We start from the raw sequence: 23151 nt of genomic DNA on the forward strand, positions 1-23151 counted from the left end.
TTCAACAAAATCCCCGAAACTCATAACCATTAATCCCCGTCTACATCATAATATAGGGATTAAGATCAACCGATATCTGCAAACCTGCAGATATCTCCTGCTGATAATGGTCGAGAACCGATTTTAATACTTTTTCCAATCCGGGTTCCCGTTTGTATTTTATCAGACATTGATAGCGATATCTATTATTGATCCGCGGAATCGGCGATGCCACCGGGCCGAGGATGTTAGCCTCCGGGCTCAGCCTTGCTGCAGCAAACTGCGTGATTTTTTCTGTCACCGAAACAGCCTTCATTAAATCTTCATGGCTGACAGTGATGAGCGATATATAATAGAAGGGAGGATATTGATGCATCTTCCTCACCATCATTTCTGTCCGGTAGAAGCTTTCGAAATCCTGCTCACCGGCAAGTTCGATGCTGTAATGCTCAGGCGTGTAGGTTTGTATGACCACTTCTCCCTCCAGCTCATGACGCCCAGCCCTTCCGCTCACCTGTGTCAGAAGCTGGAACGTTTTTTCAGACGCCCGGAAATCGGGGAGGTGAAGCATTGTATCCGCTGAAAGCACACCTACAAGTGTAATATTCGGAAAGTCAAGCCCCTTGGCTATCATCTGCGTTCCAAGGAGGATATCAGCATGCCCCTCCTGGAATTCGTTCAGCAGCCTTTCATGGGAGCCTTTTCGGCTCGTTGTATCAACGTCCATCCTGACGACCCTGGCTTCAGGCAGGATTTTTCCAAGCTCTTCTTCCACTTTCTGCGTGCCTGTCCCGAAATAGCGGATATGTTCGCTTCCGCATTCCGGACATACAGGGGGGACATGATCTTCATGGCCGCAGTAATGGCATTTCATCTGCTGGCTGTATTGGTGGTAGGTAAGCGAGATATCGCAATTAGGGCAATTGACGACATATCCGCAGTCCCTGCACATGACAAAAGAGGAATGTCCCCTTTTATTGAGGAAAAGTACCGTCTGCTCTTTCTTCTCCAGCCTGTCCTTTAATTTTTCAAGAAGCTGGCGGGAGAACATGGAGCGGTTCCCTTCCCTTAATTCTTCCCGCATGTCCACGATTTCCACCTTTGGGAGAGGCTGGCTGTTCATCCTTTTGGTGAGCTCCAGCTTTTTATAGACACCCTTCTGGGCCCTTGCAAAGGTCTCAAGGGAAGGTGTCGCACTCCCGAGGACAACAGGGCAGCTGTGGTACTGAGCCCTTTCAATCGCAGCATCCCTCGCATGATATCTGGGATTCTCTTCCTGTTTATAGCTGTTTTCATGTTCTTCATCAATAATGATGATCCCAAGGTTCTCGAAGGGGGCGAAAACGGCAGACCTTGCCCCGACAACAACCTTCACTTCCTTGCGCTGAATTTTTCTCCACTCATCATATTTTTCGCCGGCAGAGAGCCCGCTGTGGAGGACGGCAACCTGATTCCCGAACCTGCCCTTAAACCTGGTCACCATTTGCGGAGTCAGGGAAATCTCGGGAACAAGGACAATCGCCTCCCGCCCCTGCTCAAGGACGCGCTGAATGGATTGAAGGTAAACCTCGGTTTTTCCGCTGCCAGTGACTCCGTACAGCAGGAAGACATGGTGCTCAGTTTCATTAATGGACGAAAGGATTGGCCTGATGGCCGCATCCTGCTCAGGGGTCAGTGTAAGCGGAGATGTTGCCTCAAAGTTCCGGTCTTCATAGGGATCCCGGTAGACTTCCATTTCTTTTTCAGCAAGTATGCCCTTTTGAACGAGCCCTTTGATGGTGGAAGCGGAAACACCCAGGGCGGGGAGAAGCTCGCGCAATTCAACAGGTCCATTATTAACAATAAAATAATCGATGACCTCTTTCTGCCTGGAAGCCTGGACTGGCAGATCCTCTTTGAAGCTGATCAGCTTTTCCGGTGCAGCAGGGATAATATGCTTCAGCTTCTTCTTCCGTACCTTTTCCTTCACTTCATAGATGACCTCAAGGTTCCCCTTATCCGCTTCTTTCTGCATAAGCGGCAGGAGCCCCGCTTTGGAAGCATCTTCCCAGAGTACCTCGTCCCTGGTTCCAAAAGCACTCTGCACAGCCTCCGGCAAAGAAGCTGTCTCCAAGCCGCCGGCTGGCCTTATCTTTTTCGTATATTTCGCCTTAAGCGCTGCAGGCAGCATCGCCTGGAAGGCGGATATTTTATAGCTGAGAGTATGGCTGGTCAGCCAATTGCCGAGAGAAAGAAGCTCCGTGTTCAGAACAGGCGTCAGGTCCATCGGCTCAATGAGTTCCTTCAGCTTGCCGAAATCAGAGCTGTCCTTTAAGCCGATGACGAATCCCTGTATTTTTCTCGGTCCAAAAGGTACTATGACACGCATACCCGGCTTGATTGCCCCGATAAGGCTGTCAGGGATCTTATAATCAAAGGCCCTGTCAGTCTGTTTGGCCGGCACATCGACTATGACACTCGCAATATTCATCGGTTATCATCCTTTAGCAGAGCTGAGGCTTCTTGCAGGATCCTGGCAGCAGCCTCATGCTTGCTCATAAGCGGCAGCGCTATTGCTCCGCCATCTCTTTTGTATATGGTGATAATATTCGTATCTGTGCCGAACCCTGCGCCTTCAGATTTTACATTATTGGCAACGATCATATCAGCATTCTTTTTGGCCAGTTTCTTTCTGGCATATTCTTCTACATGATCCGTCTCAGCAGCAAATCCAATGAGGATCTGCTGTTTTTTTCTGCGGCCAAGATCCAGCAGGATGTCCTTGGTCCGCTCAAGCTCAAGAACCTGGTCCCCATCCTGCTTCTTCACCTTGCTTTCGTGCACCACTTTAGGGCGGTAGTCAGAAACTGCCGCCGTTTTAATGACAATATCAGCTCCATCAAATACACCATCAACAGCCTGATACATCTCTTCGGCACTTTCAACATCAATAACAGCTGCTCCGGCAGGCTTCGCCAGCGAAGACGGACCTGAAATCAGCGTAACCAGAGCACCTGCCTTCAAGGCTTCTTCTGCAATGGCATAGCCCATCTTTCCTGAAGAATGGTTGGTGATATAGCGTACAGGATCAATTTTTTCCCTTGTCGGTCCTGCTGTCACCACGACTTTTTTGCCTGCAAGGCTTCCGCTGTTCCTGAAAAATCCTTCTATATTGCTGACGATCATTTCCGGCTCCTCGAGACGGCCTTTCCCAACATACCCGCAAGCCAGGTAGCCTTCACCAGGTTCAATGAATCTGCAGCCGTAATCATAAAGCAGTTTGATATTTTTCTGTACTGCCGGGTGGTCATACATATGCACATTCATTGCCGGAGCAATCCAAACAGGCGCAGTCGCAGCCAGGAGCGTTGTTGTGATCATATTATCCGCAATCCCATTGGCCAGCTTGCCGATCACATTGGCAGTCGCCGGTGCAACCAGAATAAGGTCGGCCCAATCAGCCAAATCGATATGGGCAATCACCCTGGAGTCTTTTTCATCAAAAGTATCTATATAAACGTCATGGCGGGAAAGTGCCTGAAAGGTCAGCGGCGCCACGAATTTCACTGCAGACTCACTCATCATGACCTTAACCTCCGCGCCGGCCTGAGTCAGCTTGCTGGTCAGCGCTGCCGCCTTGTAAACAGCAATCCCGCCTGTAACACACAAGAGAATCCTTTTTCCATTCAGCATAAACCGAACCCCCATCCAAACCCAATATTCTAAACTCCATTATGCTCCAAACGAACATATATTTCATCTATTTTATACCGAAATGCGGAAGCGGCTTGCTCAGAGCCGACAAGCATAAGACGCGGCAGAATAAAAGGCGTTCTTTGCCTTTAATTCTGCCGTGGCTTATGACTCGAGGCTCTAGCCGCTGGAGCTGGACAAATCGAAATGCGGAAGGCGCTTGTTCAGCCCCGACAAGCATAAGACGCTTCAGGATAGAAGGCGTTCTTTGCCTTCAATCCTGAAGTGGCTTATGACTCGAGGGGCTAGCGCCTGGAGCTGGACAAATCGAAATGCGGAAGCGGCTTGCTCAGAATTTAGGAACGCAGGCTAAAGACGCCACGTCCTGTGGCAACGCCTGCATGACCCACATCCTGTGGGCCCAGCATAAGACGCGGCAGAATAAAAGGCGTTCTTTGCCTTTAATTCTGCCGTGGCTTATGACTCGAGGCTCTAGCCGCTGGAGCTGGACAATTCGAAATGCGGAAGGCGCTTGTTCAGCCCCGACAAGCATAAGACGCTTCAGGATAGAAGGCGTTCTTTGCCTTCAATCCTGAAGTGGCTTATGACTCGAGGGGCTAGCGCCTGGAGCTGGACAAATCGAAATGCGGAAGCGGCTTGCTCAGAGCCGACAAGCATCAAGCGCCGGGTCCCGCATGCCCCGGGCAGCAAAAAAAATAACAACCCCGCATGCCAGGTTGTTATTTTAACATTTATTCCAGCTCTTCACCCTGTGGAACTTCTCCTAATCTGTAGTGAAGCTCGTCGGCATGAATTTCTTCAAGCGCCTTGCCGACATTTTTGTGTGACACATATTTGTCCAGCTGAGGCTTCGCATCAATCTGAAGCTTGCGGGCACGTTTTGCCGCCACAGATACAAGGGAATATTTAGAGTCAATTTTAGTCATTAAAGAGTCAATAGAAGGATACAGCATAAGTTCATTCAACCTCCAGCATTTTTTTATAGCGCGGCTCGACCCGTTCCCTGCGGCAATGTTCAGCCACAACAATGGATTTGATCCTTTCGCTTGCGAGTTCCACCTGGTCATTCTCTACAACATAATCATACAGATTCATCATTTCAATTTCTTCCTTGGCCGCAGTCAGACGATTCTTGATAACATCCTCTGTCTCAGTTCCCCTTGTCGTTATCCGGTTTTTCAGCTCTGTAAGGCTTGGCGGCATAAGGAAAATGAACAGGCCGTCAGGGAATTTTTCACGGACCTGCCGTGCGCCCTGGACTTCGATCTCAAGGAATACATCTCTTCCTTTATCCAGTGTCTCCCTTACATAATCAACAGGAGTACCATAATAGTTGCCGACGAATTCGGCATATTCAAGGAGCTTTTCCTGTTTGATCAGCTCTTCAAACTCTTCCCTTTTTGAAAAAAAGTAATCGACTCCATGAACCTCGCCATCACGCGGAAGCCTGGTAGTCATTGAAATCGAATACTCAAAAGAAGTATCCGGCTGTGAAAAAATCTGTTTTCGTACAGTTCCTTTACCTACCCCTGAAGGACCAGAAAGAACGATTAGTAAACCCTTTTCCTGCATTTATTAGATCCTACCCTTCATCAATAATTTCATCACGGTCATTTAATCGGTGGGCGACCGTCTCCGGCTGGACAGCAGACAAAATAACATGGTCGCTGTCCATCACAATGACAGCCCTTGTCCGCCTGCCATATGTCGCATCTATAAGAGAGCCCCGGTCCCGGGCATCCTGGATAATCCTTTTGATCGGTGCTGATTCAGGGCTTACGATCGAAATAATCCGGTTTGCTGACACGATATTGCCAAACCCGATATTAATCAGTTTAATCGGCATGGTGGTCCTCCAATCGTCAGTTACTTATTTTGGCCGTTATTGAAGTCTTTTAAACGTTTATTCTATATTCTGGACCTGCTCTTTCATCTTTTCCAGAAGGCTTTTCATCTCAACCACTTCCCTGGCAATCGAGGAATCATTAGCCTTAGATCCAATCGTGTTGGCTTCCCTGTTCATTTCCTGGAGAAGGAAGTCAAGCTTCCTGCCGACAGGCTCTTCCAGCAGAAGGGTGCTTTCAAACTGGCCGATATGGCTGTCAAGCCTCGTTATTTCCTCATTTATATCGGCTTTATCAGAGAACACAGCCACCTCGGCCAGGATGCGGTTTTGGTCAATCTGCTCGCCAAGGAACTCTGTCATCTTCTTTTCAAGACGGTCGCCATATTGCTTGATAACCAGCGGGGCAAGGTTCTTAAGCTGCGCAAGGCAGGCCTGCAGCTTATCCAGCTGGACCCGGATATCTTTTTCCAGCTCTGCTCCTTCAGCTTTCCGCATGGAAACCAGCCGCTCTGCAGCTTCCTCGACCGCCTCAATGACAATCGCTTCAAGCTCTCCATCCGCTGCATCCTCTTCCTGGATGGAGAGCATATCCTCGCGGCTGATCAGATCTGTGATTGACGGACCATCGCTCAAATGATATCTTTCTTTGATTTGCATTATGTATTGATAATATTCATCCAGGAGGTCCCAGTCAACATTAACTTTCCGGCTGACGGCCCCTTCCCCTTCTATGCTGGCAAATAATTCGACTCTGCCCCGCTTAATCCTGGAGGCCAGAACCTTCTTTATTTTATCCTCAAGCCTGATCATCTGCCTTGGCATCCGGAGCTGGTGCTCGGAAAACCGGTGGTTCACTGTTTTCAGTTCGATGTTGACCGAGAAGCCATCAGTGCTTTTATTGCTCCGGCCGTAGCCGGTCATACTTGAAACCACAAAATCACATCCATTCTTTTTTCGGGGCCATTCCCGGCAGACAGCAACTTTCTTCCCTGTCTCCAAAAGCTGGAGCTGCTATGAGGCTTTCAAATCTTGCTCAAGATTTATGTATGCTGAGCAGCAAGCAAAGCTTGCCGGCGTTTCAAGACAAAAGAAAAGGTAATAGAGGCTTCTCTACTACCTTTAGGATTATACCATAATTTATTTTGTTTTTCTTAACAAAAACGTTCCGGCAAGCAAAAAAGTTGGAACGGAAGCAAGTGCTGTGATCATAATCCAGTCTCCAGGCTGTATAGCCATCGTGTGGAAGATTGGCTGCAGCGGCGGATAGTATATGACGATAATCATCAGCAGAAGCGAAGAAATCACGGCCCATACAAGATATTTATTGCCGAACGGATTCCTGGCCAGAACTGACTTTTCGCTCCGGCAATCAAACACATGGATGAGCTGGGCAAGGACAAGGGTAGCAAATGCCACTGTCTGGGCATATCCCAGCTGATCCGGATTATTCTTGTATGCAAGCATGAATGCTGCCAGTGTTACAATTCCGATCAAAAAGCCCCGGGAAACCACCTTCCAGCCGAGCCCTCTTGCAAAAACGCCTTCCTTCGGACTCCGCGGCTTCCTTTTCATCACGTCATCCTCCGGCTGATCAAGTCCGAGAGCCATTGCCGGGAGCCCGTCTGTAACCAGATTGACCCAGAGAATCTGGATAGGAACCAGCGGCAGCGGCAATGCAAGGAGCATTGCAAAGAGCATCACCAGAATTTCACCCACGTTGGAGGCAAGGAGATATCTGATGAACTTGCGGATATTTTCATAGATATTCCGTCCTTCTTTGATCGCTGCCTTGATCGTGGCGAAGTTATCGTCCAGAAGAACAAGAGCGGAAGCTTCCTTCGCCACATCTGTTCCTGTAATGCCCATAGCCACTCCAATGTCAGCAGCTTTGATGGCAGGCGCGTCATTGACCCCGTCGCCTGTCATTGCAACTATATGTCCTTTGTTTTGCAGGGCTTTGACAATTTTAAGCTTATGCTCCGGTGACACCCTTGCAAAGACGGAAACCTCATCAACCACATCCTCCAGCTGGCCAACGGACATCTCGGAGAGCGCTTTCCCGTCAAGCACCTTGCTGCTGCCTGTCAGGATGCCAAGCTGTTTGGCAATCGCCTTGGCAGTGATAACATGGTCTCCCGTAATCATCACGGTTTTAATGCCTGCTTCCCTGCACTCCTTCACCGCTGTCCGTACTTCAGGGCGGGGAGGATCTATCATGCCCTGGAGCCCGATCAGCGTAAGGTTTTTCTCTGCTTCTTTCTCATCAAGGACCACCTGGTTTGCCGGGAGCTCCCTGAAGCCGATGGCAATGGTCCGCAGCGCCTGGGAAGCAAGTCCATCAATCGCTTCCTGGACCTCTTTTTTCATTTCCCCCGTCATCATCTGGCGCTTGTCGTTCCAAAGAATAGAATCGCTGATTCCCGCCAAAACATCCGGTGCACCCTTTGTAACAATGAACTGCCTGCCGTTTCTGTCTTTGACAATGATGCTCATCATTTTCCTGGCCGAATCAAAAGGAAACTCATTGAGGACCTGGTACTGGTCCATCAGGCTTTCCCTCCTGTAGCCAGCCTTCATAGCCGCTACCAGGAGAGCTCCTTCTGTGGGATCTCCATCAATGCTGTATTCCCCTTTTTTCTCTGTAAGCTCTGCATGGTTGCAAAGCAGCCCGAACATCAGCATCTGCTGGAGTGACTTCTGGGCTTTAACATCCACCCGCTTATCATCACTATAAAAGGTTCCGGAAGGCTCGTAGCCGATGCCGTCCACCGTCCACTGTTTCCCTCCGCTCCAGAGATGGGTGACCGTCATTTGGTTCTGTGTCATCGTTCCGGTTTTGTCAGAACAAATGACAGAAGCGCATCCAAGCGTTTCTACAGCCGGGAGCTTCCTGACGATGGCCTTTTTCTTGATCATCCGCTGGACGCCGAGCGATAAGGCAACCGTTACAATGGCTGGCAGCCCTTCTGGAATGGCTGCTACTGCAAGGGAAACGCCTGCGAGGAACATCGTGTAAAGTTCGTGGCCCTGGATGACGCCGACCAGGACGACCAGTACTGTCAAAAGGAGAGCTGCCGTAATCAGAATTTTACCAAGCTGCTCAAGCCTGCGCTGAAGGGGTGTTTCCATCGTTTCAGCATTCTGAAGCAGATCGGCTATCTGGCCCATAGCTGTCTTCATGCCAGTAGCGACAACGACCCCAACACCGCTGCCCCTGGTAATCATCGTACCCATAAAGGCCATATTCTCCATATCGCCAAGCCCCGGATTATCTGCTTTTAAAGATGCAGTCGTCTTTTGGACAGGAACCGACTCACCCGTCAAAGCAGACTCTTCAATTTCAAGGCTCTTGGATTCAATCAGCCTGATGTCTGCACCAATCCGGTCTCCGCTCGAGAACTTGAGCAGGTCACCTGGGACTACATCCTTGGAGGGAACTCTGACCCACTTCCCGCTGCGGAGGACCTGTACCTGTGGAGCGGACAATTCCTTTAGAGCAGAGAGCGATTTCTCTGCTTTCCTTTCCTGGAAAAAGCCTAACAAACCATTAATGATGACAATCGCAATGATGGCAATCGCATCAATATATTCTCCCAACAGCCCTGAAACAAGAGTGGCCGCAAGCAGGACCAGCACCATAAAATCTTTGAACTGGCTGAAAAACAGCAGCAGTGCCGACTGCTTTTCCCCTTCTGAAAGTTCATTGAAGCCATGCTGGTTCCTCCGTTTTTTCACATCATCATCGGTCAGCCCAGCCGAAAAATCCGTATTTAATGCTTCTTCCACTTCTCTTTCATTCATCTCATGGAACTTCATCCGGCCATCACTCTTCCTCCTTTAAAATTCTATGGGAGCCTGCCACCTTGAAGCAGGCCATGACAGAAATCCTGCTCGATCTGAATGAATTCCCCCGTCTTCCAGCCCTGCGGCAGATTCTGGCACAAAGCTGTCCCACTCCGCTCTAAGAAATCTTATTCAGACCTGTCCAAAAAAATGCCAGAAGCCAGGGGAAGAATGAGCAATCCTGCAGGATTTTTGCTAAAATAAGATATTAGAAGCAAAAAAGCGCTGCATATAACAGCCGCTGAAAATACTCACCCGGATTGGGATCATCCCCAGCCGGACAAAAGAAAAGGATGTTCCTTATGTCATTTGATGGATTGTTTACAAGAGCCATGGCACATGAGCTCTCAGATACATTGCAGGGCGGGCGGATCAATAAAATCCACCAGCCGTTCAAAAACGAAATTGTACTCGTCATCAGGGCGAATGGAAAAAACCACAAGCTGCTGCTTTCCGCCCATCCAAGCTATGCGCGGGCGCAGCTGACCCATGAGGCGTACGAAAACCCAAGTGAGCCCCCTATGTTCTGCATGCTCCTCCGGAAGCATCTGGAAGGCTACATACTGGAAGATATCCGCCAGGTTGGCCTGGACAGGATTCTCATCCTTGATGTTAAAGGGCGGAATGAGATTGGCGATATCTCATACAAACAGCTGATTGTGGAAATCATGGGGCGCCACAGCAACATCGTACTTGTAGATAAAGGCCGCAATATGATCCTTGACAGCATCAAGCATGTATCATATGCCCTGAACAGCCACAGGGCCATCCTGCCCGGCCAGGAATATGTAAACCCGCCGGAACAGAATAAAATCAACCCGCTGGGGCTTGAAGAAGAGGATATACTTAGAAGGCTTGATTTTAATGCCGGGAAAATGGATAAGCAGCTTGTGGAACAATTTGCGGGCATTTCGCCTCTTTTCGCGAAAGAAGCTGTCAAACGTGCAAGAATGAGCAACCGCAATACAATTCCCAAGGCATTTTTGGATTTGCTGGGACCAGTTAAAAATCATGAGTATACTCCAGCCATTACGGCAGGACAGAAGGAGAATTTTTACCTGTTCCCTCTTGAGCATACAGGAGGCAGCAGCCGGACTTTCGAAACCTTAAGCGGGATGCTGGACCGGTTTTATTTCGGGAAGGCCGAAAGGGACCGGGTCAAGCAGCAGGGAAATGACCTTGAGCGCTTTATTATCAATGAGAAAGAGAAAAACGAGAAAAAGATCGAGAAGCTTGAAAAAACGCTGGAGGAAGCCAGGAATGCCGATCAGTACCAGCTGTCCGGCGAACTGCTCACGGCTAATCTGTATATGGCTGAAAAAGGCATGAAGGAAATCGAGGTCATCAACTATTATGATGAAAACGGCGCGACGATGGTCATCCCGCTCGATCCGCAAAAAACTCCTTCAGAGAATGCGCAGAAATATTTCACCAAATATCAGAAAGCTAAAACAGCCGCCGGCATTGTTAAAGAGCAGATCGATAAGGCAAAGGAAGAGGCCGCATACTTTGAGTCCCTTTTGCAGCAGGTTGAAGCGGCTTCCACTAAAGATATCGAGGAAATAAGAGAAGAGCTGGCAGAGGGCGGCTATATCCGCATCCGCCAGAAAAAGCAAAATAAAAAATCAGCCAATGTGAAGCCAGTCCTGGACAGATATACAGCAACAGACGGTACAGAAATTTATGTCGGCAAGAACAACAAGCAAAATGACTATCTGACCAATAAGCTTGCTGCCAGAGATGAAATCTGGCTTCATACAAAGGATATCCCCGGCTCTCATGTCGTCATCAGGGATAAAACACCTTCAGATGAAACGATACTTGAAGCCGCAAAGCTTGCTGCCTATTTCAGCAAGGCCCGCAGCTCCGGCTCGGTGCCTGTTGACTATACCCAGGTGCGCCATGTCAAAAAGCCAAGCGGTGCAAAACCTGGGTTTGTCATCTATGACAATCAGCAGACTGTTTATGTTACGCCGGACGAAGAAACAGTTTTGACACTAAAAAAATCACAATAAAAAAAAGAAGCAGAGTCCGCAGATTCTGCTTCCTTTTTTATTTCAAGAAAAGAAATCTTACTTTAAGTACTTCAATTATTGTCTGGCAGCAGCGCCCCATTCGGCTGGATTCTCTCTCCATTCCGAAAGGGCATCCATTTCGCCAGTTGTGATATGGCCCTTCTCTCTTGCTGTCTCCGCAAGCTCTGTGAAGGTGGCCAGGGAATATGACTGTATCCCTGCTTCAGCAAGCTTCTGATCGCCCTGCTTCAGCTCATATGTAAAAATGGATACAGCCCCAAGCACTTCACAGCCTGCTTCACGAAGAGCATCAACAGCTGTGATGACGCTGCCTCCAGTTGAAATAAGATCTTCGACCACAACTACTTTCTGCCCTTTTTCCGCTCTTCCTTCAATCTGCTTTCCTTTTCCATGCTCTTTCGCTTTTGAACGGACATAGCACATCGGCAATTCCAGCAAATCGCTTGCCCAGGCGGCATGAGGAATGCCTGCAGTCGCAGTTCCGGCAATAACTTCAGCGTCAGGGAAATGCTCTTCTATAAGCACTTTAAGCCCTGCGGCTATTTCCCTGCGCACCTCCGGATAGGACATTGTCAGGCGGTTATCACAGTAGATGGGAGACAGCAGCCCCGATGACCAGGTGAAAGGATTGGAAGGCTGCAGAGTAACCGCTCCAATTTCCAGCAATCTTTCAGCAATTGTTTTATTCATGACAAAACGCCCTCCCATTGATTTTTAAATGACAGATAAGCTTCATACGGATCAGCAGCTTTTGTGATGGAACGGCCTACTACTATGGCCGAGACTCCTTCCTGCCTTGCAAATCCCGGTGTGCTGATCCTCTTTTGATCACCTGCCGCCTCTTCTGCCAGACGGATGCCTGGCGTCACTGTCAGGAATCCTTCCCCAAAACGGCTGTTCAGCAGCTTTGCTTCATGCGGGGAGCAGACGACGCCATCAAGCCCTGACTGTCTGGCAAGCCCTGCATAATGAATAACAGAATCATTCAGTGCAACAGGGATCAGCTGCTCTGCCCGCATCTGTTCCTCTGATGTGCTGGTGAGCTGTGTCACCGCAATGCACAGAGGCCTTTTTTTTCCGGCTGCTGTCCCTTCATCCAGCCCTTCAAGGGCGGCTTTCATCATTTCGCTGCCGCCGGCTGCATGGACATTCACCAGATCGCATCCAAGACCGGCAATCCTTCGCATGGCACTGCCGACTGTATTAGGAATATCATGGAGCTTTAAATCCAGGAATACTTCATGCCCGGCCGCCTTCAGTTCCCGGACCATGTCAGGTCCCTCCTGGTAAAAAAGCTCCATGCCCACTTTGACAAATAATTTTTCTTCCGGAAATTTCCCGAGGAAGGATAAGACTTCTTCCTTTTCAGCAAAATCAAGCGCGATGATAAGCGGATTCTTCATGCTGGCCCCAGCTCCTTCCCGTACATTCGCTAATATGCTCAAAACCAAGCTTCTCCAGCAATTCTGGGAGCTTATCTATTATGTTTGGACAGACAAAAGGATCGACGAAATTGGCTGTTCCGACCGCAACAGCTGAAGCCCCTGCATAAAAGAACTCAATCACATCCTCCGCTGTTTCCACTCCGCCCATTCCGATGATGGGCAGATCCACCTGCTGGCTCACTTCATAGATCATCCTTAACGCCACAGGCTTTATCGATGGTCCGGAAAGGCCTCCCGTCCGGTTGGCAAGGATTGGTCGGCCTGTGTTCAGATCCATCCTCATGCCAAGAAGTGTATTAATCATAGTAAGACCGTCTGCACCGCCTTCTTCAACGGCTTTAGCCATTTCTACAATATTGGTGACATTCGGGGACAGTTTTACATAAACAGGCACTGCAGATGCAGCCTTTACTTTCTTTGTCAGGCTCTTTGCGATTTCGGGGATGGTCCCGAAAGCTATGCCGCCCGTCTTGACGTTCGGGCAGGAAATGTTCACCTCCAAAGCCTTTACATTGGATGCCTTTGATAACTCTCTGGCCACTTCTATATAATCTTCTTCCGTGCTGCCTGCTATATTGGCGATAATAGGAACATCATATTGCTCCAGTCTCGGAAGCTCTTCCATAAGCACATGATCAAGCCCCGGATTTTGCAGGCCGATTGCATTCAGCATCCCAGCTGGTGTTTCAGCGACCCTAGGAGTCGGATTCCCGAATCTCGGCTCAAGAGTGGTCGCTTTTATCATAATGGCTCCCAGCAGGCTCAAATCATACAGCCCGCTGTATTCCTTTCCGAAGCCGAAGCAGCCGGAGGCAGGCATGATCGGATTTTTAAGGGTTAATCCTGGCAGCTCCACATTCAGCATACTCATAGTACAACCTCCCCTGCCCTGAACACAGGCCCGTCAGTGCAGACTTTTTTATAGCTGAAGCCCTCCGGGTCATCCGCCGTATGGCAGACACAGGCAAAGCATGCACCCAGGCCGCATCCCATCCGCTCTTCCAGCGATAAAAATACCTTTTTGTCCAGGTAGGCATTTTCCAGTGCCCTGAGCATTGGTGTCGGCCCGCAGGCATATATTACATCAAATACAAGCGATTCCCGGCTGATAATATCTGTCACAAAGCCCCTGGATCCGTATGTTCCATCCGCGGTTGCAATATATGTTTCTCCCAGCACTGAAAATTCCTTTTCATAAAACACTTGTTCAGCCGATTGAAATCCAAGCACATGTACCGCCTTGACGCCCCGCGCCTTCAGCCTTTGAGACAAATCATATAAGGGCGGCACACCAATTCCCCCGCCTATAAGGAGGGCTGTCTGGCCTGGCAGGGCTTCATTGTCAGGAAAGCCATTGCCCAGCGGACCAAGGACATCGACCTTTTCGCCTGACTGCTTTGAAGCCAGCAGAATAGTGCCCCTGCCTCCTGCCCTGTAGATCATCGTAAAGGTCTGGCGGCTTTTATTGATTTCCGCAATCGAAATCGGCCTTCTTAAAAGCGGGTCATATCCGTTTGATACTTTTAAATGGACGAACTGTCCCGCAGTCTCCATCTCATTGACAAGCTCACCTTTTAAGGTGAGCTCATAAATGTCTTTAGCAATTTCCTGATGTGAAACGATCGTACAGAGTTCCTTCCTGATCATAGAAGGACCGCCTTCTTCTCATGGCTGCCCGGCATCATGGCCTCTGCTGAGAAGTTCATGGATTCAATTACCTGGAGAATCGCTTCAGCTGTGTCCAGGGATGTCAGGCACGCGACCCCGTTTTCCACTGATTCCCTGCGGATCCGGAAGCCGTCGCGCGCCGGCTGCTTTCCTTTTGTCAGCGTATTGATGACCAGCTGTGCCTCTCCATTGCGGATGACATCCAGCAGGTCCGGGCCTTCTGCCCCGATTTTGCCGACCACTTTCACTGGAATGCCTGCTGCAGAGAAATAGCCTGCCGTACCGCTTGTCGCCATTACCTGATAGCCGATTTCTGCAAACCTCCTGGCAAGTGCGAGCGCTTCTTCTTTATCTTTGTCGGCCACTGTCATCAGGACATTTCCGTAACTGCTGATTTTCATACCTGATGCGACAAGGCCTTTATATAAGGCTTTTTCAAGGGTATGATCTTTCCCCATGACTTCACCTGTCGACTTCATCTCAGGGCCGAGCGTGATGTCTACCCGTCTTAGCTTAGCAAAGGAAAACACCGGCACCTTTACATACACGCCCTGCTTTTCAGGTACAAGGCCTGACTCATACCCCTGGCTTTCAAGCGACTGCCCAAGGATTACCTTTGTTGCAATATTAGCCATCGGGACATTGGTTATTTTAGACAGGAATGGAACTGTCCGGCTGGACCGCGGGTTCACTTCCAGGACAAATACCTCTCCTTTTGCCACTACATACTGGATATTCAGGAGACCGATGATGCCGAGGCCCTTTGCCAGCTTTTCCGTATATTCGGCCAGTTTCGCTTTCACTTCATCAGTCAGATTTTGAGGCGGGTATACGGCGATGGAGTCGCCCGAGTGGACGCCTGCCCGTTCGATATGCTCCATGATGCCTGGAATGACGACTCTTTCTCCGTCAGAAATTGCATCAACTTCGATTTCCTTGCCTGTCAGGTAGCGGTCGATCAGAACAGGATGTTCCGGATTCACACGTACCGCATTTTTCATATAATGAAGCAGCTCTTCTTCTTTATAGACAATCTCCATTGCCCTGCCTCCAAGGACATATGAAGGGCGGACAAGGACAGGGTAGCCGATTTCAGCAGCAATAACGGCCGCATCTTCTGCAGAGAAAGCTGTCTTTCCCTGCGGCTGGGGAATGCCCAGGTCTGTCAGCGCCATTTCAAATTTGTCCCTGTCCTCAGCACGGTCAAGGTTTTCAAGTGATGTCCCGAGGATTTTCACTCCTCGTTTCACAAGTTCTGCCGCAAGATTGATCGCTGTCTGGCCCCCGAATTGGACCACTGCCCCCTCGGGTTTTTCCAGATCGATGATATGCATAACATCCTCAATCGTCAGCGGTTCAAAATAAAGCTTATCGGAAATGCTGAAGTCTGTAGACACAGTTTCCGGATTATTGTTGATGATGATTGCTTCATAGCCGGCTTCTTTAATTGCCCATACAGAGTGTACGGTTGCATAGTCGAACTCAATTCCCTGACCAATGCGGATCGGCCCGGACCCAAGCACGACGATGCTTTTCCTGTCTGTAACGATAGACTCGTTTTCTTCTTCATAGGTTCCGTAATAATAAGGTGTTTCTGATTCGAACTCCGCCGCACAGGTATCAACCATCTTATATACCGGTACAATGCCGTTTTTCTTCCTCCAGCTGTAGACCTCCTGCTCTGAGGCATCCCACAGCCCCGCAATCACCAGGTCAGAAAAGCCCATTTCCTTTGCTTTTTTCGCTGTGTCCTGGTCAAACCGTTTGCCAGAGAGTGTCTTCTCAAATGCCACGATTTTGTTCATTTTATAAAGGAAGAATAAGTCGATCTCGCTCCACTCATGGATGGTTTCGATCGTTACTCCCCGCCTCAGCGCTTCAGAGATGTAGAACAGCCTCTCATCGCCTGCTTTGCGGATACGCTTTTCCATAAGAGCATCATCGATTTCCTCAGGATTATTCAAAGCAAAATGGTATACATTGGCTTCCAGCGACCTGATGGCCTTAAGCAGTGACTCTTCAAAAGTCCGCCCGATGGCCATTACCTCACCTGTTGCTTTCATCTGTGTACCGAGAGAGCGGTTGGCTGACTCAAATTTATCAAAAGGCCAGCGCGGGATCTTGGTGACAATATAGTCAAGGGCAGGCTCAAAGCACGCATACGTTTTTCCGGTGACCGGGTTCATCATCTCATCAAGCGTCAGGCCAACGGCAATCTTCGCCGCCAGTTTGGCAATCGGATAGCCTGTTGCTTTTGAAGCCAGCGCAGAAGAGCGGCTGACACGAGGATTCACTTCAATGATGTAATAGTCGAAGCTGTATGGATCCAGCGCGAGCTGAACATTGCAGCCTCCCTCGATTTCCAGGGCACGGATGATTTTCAGCGATACATTGCGGAGCAGCTGGTATTCACGGTCGCTTAAGGTCTGGCTCGGAGCGACAACGATAGAATCTCCTGTATGTACCCCTACCGGATCGATGTTCTCCATATTGCAGACAACGATCGCATTATCGTTCGAGTCTCTCATAACCTCGTATTCTATTTCTTTGAAGCCAGCTATGCTCTTCTCGAGCAGGCACTGGGTGACAGGGCTGTTCTTCAGGCCGCTCGCCGTGATTTCCAGCAGTTCTTCCTCATCATGGCAGATGCCGCCCCCTGTTCCGCCGAGCGTGAAAGCAGGACGGACAATCACCGGATAGCCGATCTGCTCTGCAAATGCAAGGGCCTCATCGATATTATGGATGATTTCACTTTCAGGGACCGGCTCACCCAATTCATTCATTAAGCTTCTGAACAGATCGCGGTCTTCCGCCTTTTCAATGGCCGACAGCTTTGTGCCGAGCACTTCCACACCGCACTCTTCAAGCACGCCTGCTTTAGAAAGCTCGACTGCCAGGTTCAGGCCGGTCTGTCCCCCCAGGGTCGGAACGATCGCATCCGGGCGCTCTTTGCGGATGATCCTGCTGACAAACTCAAGTGTCAGGGGTTCAATATAGACGGCATCGGCAATCTCTGTATCTGTCATGATGGTCGCCGGATTCGAGTTGACAAGGATGACCCTGTATCCTTCTTCTTTCAGCGCTATGCAGGCCTGTGTCCCGGCATAGTCGAATTCTGCCGCCTGCCCGATGACAATGGGCCCCGACCCGATCACTAGAATGCTTTTTATATCTGTACGCTTTGGCATGCTGCAGCACCTTCCCGTTTCTCAGATTCGATCATTTGCATAAATTGTTCAAAAAGATTATTGGCATCTTCCGGCCCCGGAGAGGCTTCAGGATGATATTGGACTGTAAAAGCAGGTACATTCTTATGTTTCAGCCCTTCGACTGTCCCGTCATTAAGCGCAATATGCGTCACTTCAAGCGGTGTACCGTAAATAGAATCTTCGTTGACAGAGTATCCATGATTTTGTGAAGTCAGCGCCACTTTCCCTGTTTTAAGTTCTTTGACAGGATGATTGGACCCCCTGTGGCCGAATTTCAGTTTCTCAGTATCAGCGCCGCAAGCAAGGGCAAACAGCTGGTGGCCGAGGCAGATTCCAAACAATGGGACCTTCCCGAGCAGCCCCTGTATCATCGGGATGGCTTCCACTACATCTTTCGGGTCCCCAGGCCCATTTGAAAGCATAACCCCGTCAGGGCTCAGGCTGAGGATCTCTTCGCTTGTTGTATGGTATGGCACCACGATCACATCACAGCCGCGCTTGTTCAGCTCCCTGAGAATTCCATGCTTCATGCCGTAATCCACAAGTACGACCCTGCGCCCGCGGCCCGGGGAAGGATAGGCTGTCTTCGTTGATACTCTTTTCACCTGGTCATGCGGAAGGACAGCAGATTTCAGTTTTTCAATCACTTCGGAAGGATCCTGTTCAATCGGGCATATGCTCCCTTTTAAAGTTCCATGCTTCCGGATGATTCTTGTCAGTTTCCTAGTGTCGATCCCCGCTATTCCAGGAATGCCTTTCGCTTCAAGATAAGCGCCTAAAGAATGCTCGTTCCTCCAGTTAGAAGGGTATTCAGCCGCTTCTTTAACAACAAATCCGTGAATCGCCGGCAGAATGCTCTCAAAATCATCCCTGTTGATGCCATAATTCCCGATTAGAGGGTAAGTCAGCACCACGATCTGGCTGCAGTATGAAGGGTCAGAGAGGATTTCCTGATATCCGGTCATCCCTGTGTTGAATACGACTTCTCCGAAAGCTGCAGAATCGCTCCCAAAACCTTCCCCGATAAAAATGGTTCCGTCTTCCAAAATCAGCTGTTTTTTCATGCGTTGACACTCTCCTTCGCCCATACCGTTTTTCCGCCCGCTATTGTCAGGACCGGCCAGCCTTTGCAGTTCCAGCCTGAGAATGGGGTGTTTTTCCCTTTTGAAACAAATTCCTGCGGATCAATGTTCTGCCCATGATCCAGATTAACCAGCACCAGGTCGGCAGGGGAACCTTCCTCCAGCTTTCCATATGGCAGGCCGAAAGCTTCTGAAGGCTTGATTGTCATGAAATCAACCAGCTGTTTTAAAGTAAGGGTCCCCTTTAGCACCAGATGTGTGTAGAGAAGCGGAAAGGCTGTTTCAAGCCCTGTGATCCCAAATGGGGCCAGCTCCATTCCCTCCTCTTTTTCTTCCGAGGTATGCGGGGCGTGATCGGTTGCGATAAAATCAATCGTACCGTCCAAAAGACCTTCTATTAGTGCCTCACGGTCACTGGCGCTCCTTAGCGGCGGATTCATCTTGAAATTTGCGTCAAGGCCCGGAATATCATCTTCGCATAAGAGCAGATGATGAGGCGTAACCTCGGCAGTTACCTTGATCCCTGCCCTTTTGCTGTCTCTGACAACCCTGACAGACTCTTTAGTAGAGATGTGGCACACATGATAGTGGCAGCCAGCCGCTTCAGCCAGGAGCACATCTCTAGCAATATGTACAGATTCGCATACAGATGGAATCCCATTGATTGCATGCTTTCTTGAAAATTCCCCTTCATGGACAGAGCCTTTATTGATCAGCGTATTTTCTTCGCAGTGAGCAACGACAGGCATGCTGACAGCAGCAGCTTTTTTCATCGCAGAAAGCATCATCCCGGCTGACTGCACTCCCACGCCGTCATCAGTAAAAGCAAAGGCGCCGGCCTGCTTCAGCCCTTCAAAATCGGTCAGCTCACTGCCAAGCTGCCTGACGGTGATCGAAGCATAAGGAAGGACCCGCACATGAGCCGTTTCCGCAATCCTTCTGTTCAGCCATTCCAGCTGCTCCACCGTGTCAGGCACCGGCCTGGTGTTCGGCATTGGGGCAATTGTTGTAAAGCCTCCGCGTGCTGCAGCCAGGGTCCCTGTTTCAATCGTTTCTTTCTTTTCTCCCCCCGGTTCCCGCAGGTGTACATGAAGATCGACCAAGCCCGGGACTGCCAGCAGCCCTCCTGCATCTATCACTTCAGCATCTGTACCTTCAAATTCAACCCCGATCTTCGCAATTTTTCCGCCCTCGATCAGGATATCCTTCTGTACCAGCTCTCCGTTTTCAGTAAGCAATCTGCCATTTTTGATCAGCTTTTTCATGATTACCTCTCCCCTCTTTATGTTCAAGTGCCCTTTTCAGCACTGCCATGCGGACAAATACACCATTTTCCATTTGTTTGAAAATTCTCGACCTGCTGCATTCCACCAGGCTGTCAGCTATTTCAACCCCTCTGTTGACCGGGGCAGGATGCATGATGATGCTTCCCTGCTTCATCCGCCTTTCGCGCTTTTCTGTCAGTCCGTATTTTTCGTGGTACTCGGCAGCAGACATCCCTGTGCTTTCCTGATGCCTCTCATGCTGTATTCTCAGGAGCATGACCACATCCGCAGTCGCAGCCGCTTCATCGATTTCTTCAAAGCTTCCAGAATGGCGGAAGGAAGGGTCGAACCATTCTTCCGGCCCTGAGAATACAACCTCTGCCCCAAGCCTTGCCAGTGCTTCAGCATTGGACCTTGCCACCCTGCTGTGAAGGATGTCGCCGATGATGGCCACCTTCAAGCCGGCAAAGCGGCGGAACTCCTGCCGGATCGTCAGCAGATCCAGCAGCGACTGGGTTGGATGGTGCCCGCAGCCGTCACCTGCATTCAGGACCGGGATGCCTATCTTACCGGAAAGTGCGCTAAAGTAATCTTCCTCCTGATGGCGGATGACCACCGCATCGACACCAATGGACTCGAGTGTCCTCACCGTGTCATAAAGCGATTCGCCCTTCTGGACGCTTGAAGTCCCTGCTTCAAACGGGATGACATCAAGTCCAAGCCTCCTCTCAGCAACTTCAAAGCTGCACTTGGTCCTTGTGCTTGCCTCAAAGAAGAGATTGGCAACGAAGGACTGTGAAGACGGCCTCCACACTGCGCCTTCAGCAAACTCCTGCGCCTGTTTCAGAATCTCCCCGATTTCCATTAAGCTCAATTCATTCATCGTGAGCAGATCTTTCATCTTTGCTTCCCCCTTAACGGAGGCGGGCAAGGCTGTAAAAAAAGCACCCTGAACCTGGTTCAGGGTGCTGAAAAGTCAACATGCCATACTGCACGGGAAAAAGCAGCCGAGCTTCCTCCCGCAGCACATCAACACCCTTGCAAGCCTCTCTGGACTTCTTTAAAAAGTGTCTTTCTTATGCAACATTACTTTTTTTTTCGGTTTCCGCTTCAAACATATCTTCTTCAATCTGAGGTTTGCCTGGCAGGATCAGGTTGAGCACCACACCGCAGATTGCCGCGAGCGCCATACCTTCCAGATTTAATCCGCCCAGAGTTACATGGGCTCCGCCGATCCCGATGACCAGGATGACAGACGAGATGACCAGATTCCGTTTGTCCCCAAAGTCCACCTTGCTGTCAACCAGCATTCTCAATCCGGACGAGGCGATGATGCCGAACAGCAGGATGGAAACCCCGCCCATCACAGGTGTCGGGATTGAAGCGATCAGCGCAGTGATCTTGCCGATGAAGCCAAACACTGTCGCAACTACTGCAGCACCGGCCAGCACATATACACTGTAGACCCTTGTGATCGCAAGGACGCCGATATTTTCGCCGTAAGTTGTTTTAGGCGGTCCGCCGATCAGCGCGGAAATGATGGTTGCCATCCCGTCCCCGAGAATCGACCTGTGAAGTCCCGGGTTTTTAATATAATCCCTGCCTACAACTTTGCTGAGAACAAGCTGGTGGCCTATATGCTCTGATAAAGTGACGACTGCTACAGGCACCATCAGCAATGCGATCTTCAATGATGACAGATCAACTTTATAATCTGCAAATGGAATGAGGAAATTTGGTGCTTCAAACCACTTTGCTTCGAGAACCGGAGTGAAATCTACAAGACCCGCAAATACGGAGTATATATACCCGATGATGATCCCGCCAAGAATCGGGATCATGCTCAGCATCCCTTTAAAGTAGATGGAGAAAACAATCGTGGCCGCCAATGTGACGAGGCCGGCGGAAAAGTACAGGAAGCTGTATTCCCCGTCTGCATTGTTCATTGCCATTCCTACCGCTGTGCCTGCAAGACCAAGTCCGATGACAATGATGACCGGGCCGACCACAACAGGCGGAAGCAGCTTCATGATCCAGCGATAACCTGCTTTTTTAATGATGAGCGCCACGATGCCGTATACCAGGCCGGCCATAAAGCTGCCGATCATGGCTGCGCCCGGCCCGCCTGCGGTCTTCGCTGCGATGATCGGTGCGATGAAGGCAAAGGATGAGCCAAGATATGCCGGAACCTGCCATTTTGTGATGATCAGAAAAGCAATGGTTCCAAGTCCGCTCGAAATGAGTGCAATGGCCGGATCAAGTCCGACGAGGTAAGGAACAAGAATGGTTGCGCCGAACATGGCGAATAAATGCTGGATGCTTAAGGTAATCCATTGAAATGGCTTTGGTACTTCGTTTACGTCTAATAATGGTTTATTCATGGCTTTGTCTCCTTTGTATTCGTCTTTTCCCCGCAAAAAAACCCTCTTGCTTTTTCGCACAGAGGGCATAGGAGCACAGCTGAAAAGACACCAGCCATGTTCCCCTTTGCCAGCCTCTCTGGACTGCGTTAAAAGGGGGATGTTCAGTTTTCAAAGATGCTTACTTGATCGGTTTCATCTACTTCCTTCAGTTCAACGACTATTTTTTCCGAGCTGGAAGTCGGTATGTTTTTGCCTACATAATCTGCCCGGATCGGGAGCTCTCTATGGCCCCTGTCCACCAGGACTGCCAGCTGAATCGCAGCCGGTCTGCCGATGTCTACCAGGGCATCGAGGCCCGCTCTGACTGTCCTGCCTGTATACAGTACATCGTCGATGAGGATGACTTTTTGATTGGTGATATCCTGCGGAATGTCGCTGCCTTTGACCAGCGGCTGATCGTCATCCGTTTTCTTTGTCAGATCATCACGGTACAGTGTAATATCCAACTCCCCGACAGGGATCCTTTTACCCTCGATCTGTTCAATCCTGTCAGCCAGGCGATTTGCCAAGTAGATGCCTCGGGTCCTGATCCCTACAAGCACACATTCATCTATCCCTTTGTTCTTCTCAATGATTTCATGGGCGATCCTGGTCAATGCCCTCCTGATTGCCTGTTCATCTAATACCACTGCTTTTTGTGTCATGTTATCACCCTCCAGCAT

At 49.8% G+C, this 23151-nt stretch carries 18 protein-coding genes; 1 reads left to right on the plus strand and 17 read right to left on the minus strand.

The window, feature by feature from the left end; genetic code table 11:
• Positions 1-40: 40 nt before the first annotated feature.
• From priA to Q9R36_RS03145, 7 genes are all read right to left on the minus strand, one after another.
• The gene (priA, locus tag Q9R36_RS03115) at positions 41-2449 is read right to left on the minus strand and encodes a primosomal protein N' (RefSeq protein WP_009795967.1); all 2409 of its coding nucleotides are present in this window, start codon (positions 2447-2449) and stop codon (positions 41-43) included.
• Entirely contained in the window at positions 2446-3651 is a 1206-nt protein-coding gene (gene coaBC / locus Q9R36_RS03120; RefSeq protein ID WP_009795968.1) for a bifunctional phosphopantothenoylcysteine decarboxylase/phosphopantothenate--cysteine ligase CoaBC, read from the minus strand. Before coaBC ends, priA begins: the two co-directional genes overlap by 4 nt.
• 752 nt (positions 3652-4403) lie before the next feature.
• Positions 4404-4625, minus strand: a complete 222-nt coding sequence (rpoZ, locus tag Q9R36_RS03125; RefSeq protein WP_022543704.1) for a DNA-directed RNA polymerase subunit omega — start codon at positions 4623-4625, stop codon at positions 4404-4406.
• A 4-nt stretch (positions 4626-4629) separates the two neighbouring features.
• On the minus strand, positions 4630-5244 hold the full coding sequence (gmk, locus tag Q9R36_RS03130; protein ID WP_009795971.1) for a guanylate kinase: 615 nt from the start codon (positions 5242-5244) through the stop codon (positions 4630-4632).
• A 10-nt stretch (positions 5245-5254) separates the two neighbouring features.
• The gene (remA, locus tag Q9R36_RS03135) at positions 5255-5518 is read right to left on the minus strand and encodes an extracellular matrix/biofilm regulator RemA (protein ID WP_009795972.1); all 264 of its coding nucleotides are present in this window, start codon (positions 5516-5518) and stop codon (positions 5255-5257) included.
• A 57-nt stretch (positions 5519-5575) separates the two neighbouring features.
• Positions 5576-6451 (minus strand): YicC/YloC family endoribonuclease, encoded by an 876-nt coding sequence (locus Q9R36_RS03140; protein ID WP_148950243.1) that lies wholly within the window; start codon positions 6449-6451, stop codon positions 5576-5578.
• A gap of 204 nt (positions 6452-6655) precedes the next feature.
• Positions 6656-9334 (minus strand): calcium-translocating P-type ATPase, SERCA-type, encoded by a 2679-nt coding sequence (locus Q9R36_RS03145; RefSeq protein WP_009795974.1) that lies wholly within the window; start codon positions 9332-9334, stop codon positions 6656-6658.
• A 329-nt stretch (positions 9335-9663) separates the two neighbouring features.
• Between Q9R36_RS03145 and Q9R36_RS03150 the strand changes: the two genes are divergently transcribed.
• A complete protein-coding gene (locus tag Q9R36_RS03150; protein WP_311224532.1) occupies positions 9664-11376 on the plus strand; it encodes an Rqc2 family fibronectin-binding protein in 1713 nt (570 codons plus the stop codon).
• A 75-nt stretch (positions 11377-11451) separates the two neighbouring features.
• Here the strand turns inward: Q9R36_RS03150 and pyrE are convergent, their stop codons facing one another.
• From pyrE to pyrR, 10 genes are all read right to left on the minus strand, one after another.
• On the minus strand, positions 11452-12087 hold the full coding sequence (gene pyrE / locus Q9R36_RS03155; RefSeq protein ID WP_094767494.1) for an orotate phosphoribosyltransferase: 636 nt from the start codon (positions 12085-12087) through the stop codon (positions 11452-11454).
• Positions 12084-12800, minus strand: coding sequence for an orotidine-5'-phosphate decarboxylase (gene pyrF, locus Q9R36_RS03160; protein WP_129611798.1), 717 nt, complete (start codon positions 12798-12800; stop codon positions 12084-12086). Before pyrF ends, pyrE begins: the two co-directional genes overlap by 4 nt.
• Entirely contained in the window at positions 12772-13713 is a 942-nt protein-coding gene (locus Q9R36_RS03165; RefSeq protein ID WP_311224533.1) for a dihydroorotate dehydrogenase, read from the minus strand. Before Q9R36_RS03165 ends, pyrF begins: the two co-directional genes overlap by 29 nt.
• Positions 13710-14489: a dihydroorotate dehydrogenase electron transfer subunit gene (locus Q9R36_RS03170; protein ID WP_311224534.1), complete on the minus strand. Its 780-nt coding sequence runs from the start codon at positions 14487-14489 to the stop codon at positions 13710-13712. Before Q9R36_RS03170 ends, Q9R36_RS03165 begins: the two co-directional genes overlap by 4 nt.
• A complete protein-coding gene (gene carB / locus Q9R36_RS03175; RefSeq protein ID WP_311224535.1) occupies positions 14486-17698 on the minus strand; it encodes a carbamoyl-phosphate synthase large subunit in 3213 nt (1070 codons plus the stop codon). The genes Q9R36_RS03170 and carB overlap by 4 nt, the downstream gene beginning before the upstream one ends.
• Entirely contained in the window at positions 17677-18783 is a 1107-nt protein-coding gene (locus Q9R36_RS03180; protein ID WP_009795982.1) for a carbamoyl phosphate synthase small subunit, read from the minus strand. The genes carB and Q9R36_RS03180 overlap by 22 nt, the downstream gene beginning before the upstream one ends.
• Complete coding sequence (locus Q9R36_RS03185) at positions 18780-20066, minus strand: dihydroorotase (RefSeq protein WP_009795983.1); 1287 nt, start codon at positions 20064-20066, stop codon at positions 18780-18782. The genes Q9R36_RS03180 and Q9R36_RS03185 overlap by 4 nt, the downstream gene beginning before the upstream one ends.
• Positions 20029-20967 carry an aspartate carbamoyltransferase catalytic subunit gene (locus Q9R36_RS03190; RefSeq protein ID WP_035403541.1) on the minus strand — a complete coding sequence of 313 codons (939 nt, stop codon included), beginning with the start codon at positions 20965-20967 and terminating at the stop codon, positions 20029-20031. Before Q9R36_RS03190 ends, Q9R36_RS03185 begins: the two co-directional genes overlap by 38 nt.
• Positions 20968-21142: 175 nt before the next feature.
• Positions 21143-22447 carry a solute carrier family 23 protein gene (locus tag Q9R36_RS03195; RefSeq protein WP_035403544.1) on the minus strand — a complete coding sequence of 435 codons (1305 nt, stop codon included), beginning with the start codon at positions 22445-22447 and terminating at the stop codon, positions 21143-21145.
• Positions 22448-22590: 143 nt separating this feature from the next.
• Positions 22591-23133 (minus strand): bifunctional pyr operon transcriptional regulator/uracil phosphoribosyltransferase PyrR, encoded by a 543-nt coding sequence (pyrR, locus tag Q9R36_RS03200; protein ID WP_009795986.1) that lies wholly within the window; start codon positions 23131-23133, stop codon positions 22591-22593.
• Positions 23134-23151 lie beyond the last annotated feature (18 nt).

This window comes from Bacillus sp. AG4(2022), assembly GCF_031844465.1.
GTDB classification, from domain to species: Bacteria; Bacillota; Bacilli; order Bacillales; family Cytobacillaceae; genus Bacillus_AB; species Bacillus_AB infantis.